We start from the raw sequence: 6,000 nt of genomic DNA, 5'->3' as shown, positions 1-6,000 counted from the left end.
GGTCGCCGCGCAGCCCGCGCGTCTCGGTCGCGACGACGGCGTGCAGGCGCGCCCGCAGCGGCAGCGGGGCGGCGTCGGGCAGCGCGGCCAGCGTGCGCTCCGCGGCGGCCGCGACCGCGGCGGCCTGGGCGGGGTCGTCGGACCGGCTCCAGGTGCCCGGGACGTCGTAGGCGGTCAGCACGCGCGCGGTGAGCTCGGGGTCGCCGAGCTGCTCGGCGGCGTGCACGACGGCGACGCGCCCGCCCCGCGCCTGGGCCAGCTCGCCGGCGACCGCCAGGGTGCGCAGCAGGTCGGCCGACGCCTCCAGGCGCGCGCGGGTCCCCGGGCCGTGCGCGTAGGCGCCGGCCACCTCGTCCCAGACGTCGGCCGGCCCGGCGCCGACCTCGTGGCGCAGCAGCCGGGTCTCCAGCCGGGCCAGCTCGGGGCCGGGGTCGACGCCCAGCGCGTCGGCGAGCGCGGCGCGTGCCCGCCGCAGCACGGCGAGCGCGTCCGCCTGCCGGGCCGAGCGGTACAGCGCCAGGGCCAGGAGCCGCCAGCCCTCCTCGCGCCAGGGGTGCGCTGCGACGTGGCCGTCGAGGTCCGCGACGGCCTCGGCGCCCCGGCCCAGCGCGACCAGAGCCGCGGCCCGGCGCTCGACGGCGACCAGGCGCAGCTCGGTCAGGCGGGCCCGCTCGGCCCGCGCCCAGGCCGCGTCGATCCCGGCGTACGGGGAGCCGCGCCACAGCGCCAGCGCGTCGTCGACCCGCTCGAGCGCGATCCCCGGCGCGGCGCCGCGGGCGCCGGCGAGGGCCGCCTCGAGCCGCCGGGCGTCCACCGCGTCGTCGGGCAGGCGCAGGGCGTAGCCGGGGCCGTCGGTGACCAGGAGCCGGGCCGCAGCGCGCGGCGCACGGCCGGGCTCGAGCGCCCGCCGCAGCGCCGCGACGAACGTGCGCACCGCGGCGAGACCGTCCGCCGGCGCGCTGCCGCCCTCGAGGCGGCGCGAGCCTGCGCCCCACAGGTCCTCGACGAGCGTCGCCGCCGCGACCGTCCGGCCGCGGGCCGCCACGAGCCGGCCCAGGACCTCGCGGTGGCGCGGGCCGCGCAGCGGCGCCGGGGCGCCGTCGTCGGACCACGCGGCCACGGGCCCCAGGACGCCGACCCTGACCACCGCACCTCCGTCGCTCCTCGACGCCCTGCCGGCGTCGCTCGTCCGCTGCTCGTCGACTGCTCATCGACTGCTCATCGACGCGGCCCAGCCTAGGGGCGCCCGGATGGTGTCCCGCGACGCCCGTCGCCTCCGCGCCCCGTCCGGCCACGTCCCCTCAAGGAGGAACCATGACCCTCGAGATCCCCGGCTTCACGTCCCGCCGCGTGCAGGTGGCCGACGGCGTCGCGCTGCACGCGGCCGTCGGCGGCGCGGGCGACCCCGTCGTCCTGCTGCACGGCTTCCCGCAGACCCACCTGTGCTGGCGGCGGGTGGCCCCGGCCCTGGCGGCCGACCACACCGTGATCGTGCCCGACCTGCGCGGCTACGGGGCGAGCGACAAGCCGGCCGCGTCCGGCCCGGACACCTACTCCAAGCGCACGATGGCCGCCGACGTCGTGGCGCTCGCCGCGGCCCTCGGCTTCGAACGCTTCGCCGTCGCCGGCCACGACCGCGGGGCGCACGTGGCGATGCGCGCCGGCCTCGACCACGCCGACCGCGTCTCCCACGTGGCGCTGCTGGACGTGCTGCCGACCCCGGACATGTGGGACGTGCTGCACGGCGCGGACGCGGCAGTCGCGTTCCACCTGTACCTCATGGCCCAGCCGCCGGGGCTGCCGGAGGCGATGATCGCGGGCGCCGCCGACAGCTTCTTCGCCTTCTTCCTCGACGCCTGGACCGTCCCGGGAGCTCCCGCGCCGTTCGACGCCGAGGTCCGGGCCGCCTACCTGCGCGCGTGCCGCGAGGCGGTGCCGTCGATCGTCGCCGACTACCGGGCCTCGGCCGGGATCGACCTCGAGCACGACCGCGCCGACCGCGACGCCGGACGGCGCCTGGCGATGCCGGTCACCGTGGTCCAGCAGGACTGGGGCGCGGTGCTCGGCTACGACGCCGCGCAGCTGTGGCGCCCGTGGGCGGCGGACCTGGAGCACCGCACCACGCGCGCCGGCCACTTCATGGCCGAGACGGCTCCCGGCGAGGTGGAGGCCGCGCTGCGCGCGCTGCTGGCGCGCTGACACCCCGCGCTGACACCCCGCGCGGTGGAGCGCCGGTGCCCGCCGTGGTACGACGTCGGCATGCGCACGACGGCGGGCACCCTCCTCGCGACGTACCTGCGCGCCCAGGCCGCGGCCCTCGCCGCGGCAGAGGCCGACGTCGTCGCGGGCGGCCCCGAGTGCGTCCACGACACGCGCGTCGCGGCCCGCCGGCTGCGTACCGCGCTGACCGACCTGCCGCGGCTGCTCGACGGCGACACGTCCGCCGACCTGCCGGGCCGCCTGCGCGCGTGGAGCCGCCGGCTGGGCGACGTCCGCGACCTCGAGGTGCAGCTCGCGGCGCTGGAGGAGCTCGGCGCGGACGCCGCGCGTGCGCGGGCCCGCGACACGCTCGGCCCGCGCCTGGCCTCCGCGCGCGACGCCGTCGTCGAGCACCTCGCCACCCCCGAGCACCTGCGGCTGCGGGCCGACCTCGAGCACGTCGCCGCCGAGCCGCCCCTGTCGGCCAAGGCCGACCGCGCGTGGGAGGACGAGCTGCCGCGCCGCCTGGCGAAGGCCGAGCGCCGCGTGGCCCGCCGGGCCCGCCGGGCCGCATCCGCCGCCGGGCCCGCGCTGGACGACGCCCTGCACCGGGTCCGCAAGGCGGCCAGGCGCGCCCGGTACGTCGCCGAGGTGGCCGCCCAGGGCGACGGGGCAGCCGCCGACGCCGCCGCGAGCGCCGCCGCGCGTCACGAGGCCGTGCACGACGCGCTCGGCACGCACCACGACGCGGTCGTGCTGCGCCAGGTCCTGGCCGAGCTGCGCGACGACGCCGTCGCCGCCGGCGAGGACCCGCAGCCCTTCGACGCCCTGGCCGGCGCGGCGCGCGACCGGGCGTCGGCGGCGCTGGCCGCGCTCGCGCTCGTCGCGCGGGCCGGCACGCCGGGGGGCTGAGCGAGGTCGAGACCGCGACCGTGACTCACCCGCGCCGGGTGCTTCGCCGACGGGCGTCGGCTGGGACGATCGGCGCCATGACCGCCGTGGACTGGGTGGTGCGCGAGGTGGACGTGGCCGGCAGCCCGGTCACCGTGCGGGTCAGCCCGCCCGTCGCGGGGGCGGTCCCGCTGGTGCACGTGCACGGGTTCGCCGTGTCCGGCCGGTACCTCCTGCCGACGGCGGCGGCGCTGGCGGACCGGGCGACGGCGTACGTCCCCGACCTGCCCGGGCACGGGGCGAGCCCCGGCCCGCGGCCGCCCCTGTCCATCCCGCACCTCGCCGACGCCCTGCTCGGCACGCTGGACACGCTCGGCCTCGACCGCGTCGTGCTGGTCGGCAACTCGATGGGCGGGCCGGTGAGCCTGGAGGCGGCGCACCTCTCGCCCGACCGGTTCGTCGGCGTCGTGGTCGCCTCGCCCGCCGGCGGCGCGCACAACCAGCCGTTCGCGCGCGCCCTGGTCCAGCTCGCCCGGGACGCCGTGCGGGAGGACCCCCGCATCGCCCGGTACCAGGTGCCGGACTACCTGCACTACGGCCCGGTGGCGGCCCTGGCCGCGTTCCGCCAGCTGGTCCGCTTCCCGTCGCTCGAGCGGCTGCTGCGCACGCCGGTGCCGACCCTTGCCGTCGTCGGGTCCCGCGACCCGCTGATGCCGCCGCCCTACCGCGTCCGCGAGCTCGCCGCTCTCGGGCCCGAGCACCTGTCGGTCGTCGTCGTGCTCGGGGCGCCGCACGCCATGAACTTCAGCCACCCGGCGGAGCTCGCGCACGCGGTGCGCAGCTGGCTGGACGGGACGGCGGTCGGCGACGTCGGGCCGGCGGCGCGCACCCGGGTGGTCCGCACGGGCGTCGCGCCGCCGGTCACCCCGCCGGCGGTCTGAGCCCGACCGTCACCAGGGGGGCCGGGCGCCGGTCGTCCGGTCGTCCGCTCGCCCGGCCGGCGGCGGTGGCGGGCCGGCGGTCAGCCGTCCCCGGCGGTGGCGGGCAGGCACAGCCCCCCGGGGAAGATGTGGGAGCCGCCGTGCCGGCGGCGCTCGAGGCACTGGCCGCCGAACGCTCGGTGGCGGCACCGCTGGGCGTGGCACACCCAGCAGCGCGCCGTGCCGTCGCAGAGCTCCCAGACGTGCTCGCAGCCCATCGCACTTCCTCCTCGGGGTCGACCCCCTCGGCGATGAGCAGGCACTACTGGTTCGGGCCGACGCGCGCTGTCGGTCTCCTTGTCACTCTAGGCGCGCTCGCCCGCGCCGCATCCCGGGCCGACGGCCCCACGTTGCAAACCGGACATGTCATCAGAACACGGGCGAAACACGGCGTCCCTACTGTCGCGGCACCCGGCACGGCAGCCGGCCCGGCAGAAGGAGCACCATGACGACCTCCCCGCAGCACCAGATCGCCCGGACCCTCGTCGAGGGGCTCGGCCGCCGCACCTTCCTGCGCGCCGCGCTGGGCGCCGGCGCCGGCGCGGCGCTCGCCACCGGCACCGCCGCGAGCGCCACCGCCGCGACCGCGACCGCCGCGAGCGCGACGTCGTCGGGCCTCACCGGGGGCGCCGGCAGGGCCGGCCGGTACACGGGGGTCCTGCAGCCCGGCACGGGGCGCATCGCCGGCGACGTCTACCTCGGCTCGGAGGTGGACGAGGTGCTGTGGGGCTACGTGCCCTCGGTGCACGCCACCCCGGTGGCCCGTGTCCGCTCGGGCGGCACGGTCACCATCGACGCCGTCTCCCACGAGGGCATCCTGGAGGACCAGGGCCGCGACCCCGTCGCGTGGTTCGGCCAGCAGGGCGTCGGGCGCCGCGAGGTGCTCGACGACGCCGTCGCGATCGCGGCGGGCTACTCCCGGCACGAGCGCAGCTTCGACGTCGACGGCCCGCACGTCATCACCGGGCCGGTGCTCGTCGAGGGCGCCGAGCCGGGCGACGTGCTGAAGATCGAGACGCTCGAGACGACGCCGCGCGTGCCGTACGGCGTCATCTCCTCCCGGCACGGCAAGGGCGCCCTGGCCCGCGCGGCGGGCGGCGGCGCGCCGGCGGGCATCGGGCTCGACGAGGTCATGCCGCCCGTCGCCACCGACGGGCGCGCCACCGGCATCCCGACCGACTACGGCAACGTCTCGGTGTTCGCCCGGATCCAGGGCGACCACGCGGTCATCGGCTCCGGCCGGTCGCGCCTGCGCTTCCCGCTGCGCACCTTCTTCGGCACCATGGGCGTCGCCCGGGCGGAGAGCACCGGCCTGACCGCCCCGGAGGCGAACTCGATCCCGCCCACCCTCGGCGGCGGCAACATCGACATCTCCCAGCTCGGCACCGGCTCGGCGTTCTACCTGCCGGTCGCCGCCGAGGGCGCCCTGTTCTACGTGGGCGACCCGCACATGGCGATGGGCGACGGCGAGGTGGCTCTCACGGCGATGGAGGGGTCGCTGCGCGGGACCTTCCGGCTGACGGTGTGCAAGCCGGGCTCCGGCGACGCGCCGTCGGTGGCGTACTCCTACCCGTTCGCCGAGACGGACGAGGCGTGGATCCCGATCGGGCTCTCCGACCCGGACGGGTCGGTGGACGGCCAGTCGAGCGACCTGGACGTGGCCATGCGCCGCGCGGTCGTCAACGCCCTCGACTTCCTCGAGCACGACCACGGCGTCGACCGGACGGTCGCGTACGCGTACCTGTCCGCGGCGGCCGACTTCGTCGTCTCGCAGGTCGTCGACCGCACCGTTGGCGTGCACGGCCTGCTGCGCAAGGCCGACCTGGCCTGAGCCCACGGCGGCGAGCGCGGCCCGAAGGTGCGTACGGGGACCGGCGGCTCCCACGATGGCAGGACGGGTCCGAGGCCCCGGGCCCGTCCCTCCGACCGA

Annotated in this window: 6 protein-coding genes; 4 read left to right on the top strand and 2 right to left on the bottom strand. The window is 78.5% G+C overall.

Annotation, left to right across the window (positions count from 1 at the left end):
- Positions 1-1,147: AfsR/SARP family transcriptional regulator (locus GSF02_RS12730; RefSeq protein ID WP_268892884.1), on the bottom strand; the 1,147-nt coding region annotated here is incomplete at its 3' end.
- 167 nt (positions 1,148-1,314) lie between these two features.
- On the opposite strand from GSF02_RS12730, the gene GSF02_RS12725 reads away from it, so the two are divergent.
- The 3 genes from GSF02_RS12725 to GSF02_RS12715 all read left to right on the top strand — a co-directional run bounded on the left by GSF02_RS12725 (position 1,315) and on the right by GSF02_RS12715 (position 4,031).
- Positions 1,315-2,199: an alpha/beta fold hydrolase gene (locus GSF02_RS12725; protein WP_159796994.1), complete on the top strand. Its 885-nt coding sequence runs from the start codon at positions 1,315-1,317 to the stop codon at positions 2,197-2,199.
- A 60-nt stretch (positions 2,200-2,259) separates the two neighbouring features.
- Positions 2,260-3,111: a CHAD domain-containing protein gene (locus GSF02_RS12720; RefSeq protein ID WP_159796991.1), complete on the top strand. Its 852-nt coding sequence runs from the start codon at positions 2,260-2,262 to the stop codon at positions 3,109-3,111.
- Positions 3,112-3,188: 77 nt separating this feature from the next.
- Positions 3,189-4,031 (top strand): alpha/beta fold hydrolase, encoded by an 843-nt coding sequence (locus tag GSF02_RS12715; protein ID WP_159796988.1) that lies wholly within the window; start codon positions 3,189-3,191, stop codon positions 4,029-4,031.
- Between the two features lie 80 nt (positions 4,032-4,111).
- Here the strand turns inward: GSF02_RS12715 and GSF02_RS12710 are convergent, their stop codons facing one another.
- On the bottom strand, positions 4,112-4,288 hold the full coding sequence (locus GSF02_RS12710) for a hypothetical protein (RefSeq protein WP_159796985.1): 177 nt from the start codon (positions 4,286-4,288) through the stop codon (positions 4,112-4,114).
- 227 nt (positions 4,289-4,515) lie between these two features.
- Here GSF02_RS12710 and GSF02_RS12705 point away from each other — a divergent pair, with 227 nt between their 5' ends.
- Positions 4,516-5,901 (top strand): acetamidase/formamidase family protein, encoded by a 1,386-nt coding sequence (locus GSF02_RS12705; RefSeq protein WP_159796982.1) that lies wholly within the window; start codon positions 4,516-4,518, stop codon positions 5,899-5,901.
- Positions 5,902-6,000: the final 99 nt, after the last annotated feature.

This window comes from Puerhibacterium puerhi, assembly GCF_009846865.1.
GTDB lineage: Bacteria > Actinomycetota > Actinomycetes > Actinomycetales > Cellulomonadaceae > Puerhibacterium > Puerhibacterium puerhi.
The sequence above is the reverse complement of the archived record's forward strand: the minus strand, read 5'-3'. Positions and strand labels throughout refer to the sequence as shown.

Excerpts from the sequence above, each read along its gene's own strand:
- GSF02_RS12725 (WP_159796994.1), top strand. The coding sequence starts at position 1,315 with ATGACCCTCGAGATCCCCGGCTTCACGTCCCGCCGCGTGCAGGTGGCC.
- GSF02_RS12710 (WP_159796985.1), bottom strand. The coding sequence starts at position 4,288 with ATGGGCTGCGAGCACGTCTGGGAGCTCTGCGACGGCACGGCGCGCTGC.
- GSF02_RS12705 (WP_159796982.1), top strand. The coding sequence starts at position 4,516 with ATGACGACCTCCCCGCAGCACCAGATCGCCCGGACCCTCGTCGAGGGG.
- GSF02_RS12720 (WP_159796991.1), top strand. The coding sequence starts at position 2,260 with ATGCGCACGACGGCGGGCACCCTCCTCGCGACGTACCTGCGCGCCCAG.
- GSF02_RS12715 (WP_159796988.1), top strand. The coding sequence starts at position 3,189 with ATGACCGCCGTGGACTGGGTGGTGCGCGAGGTGGACGTGGCCGGCAGC.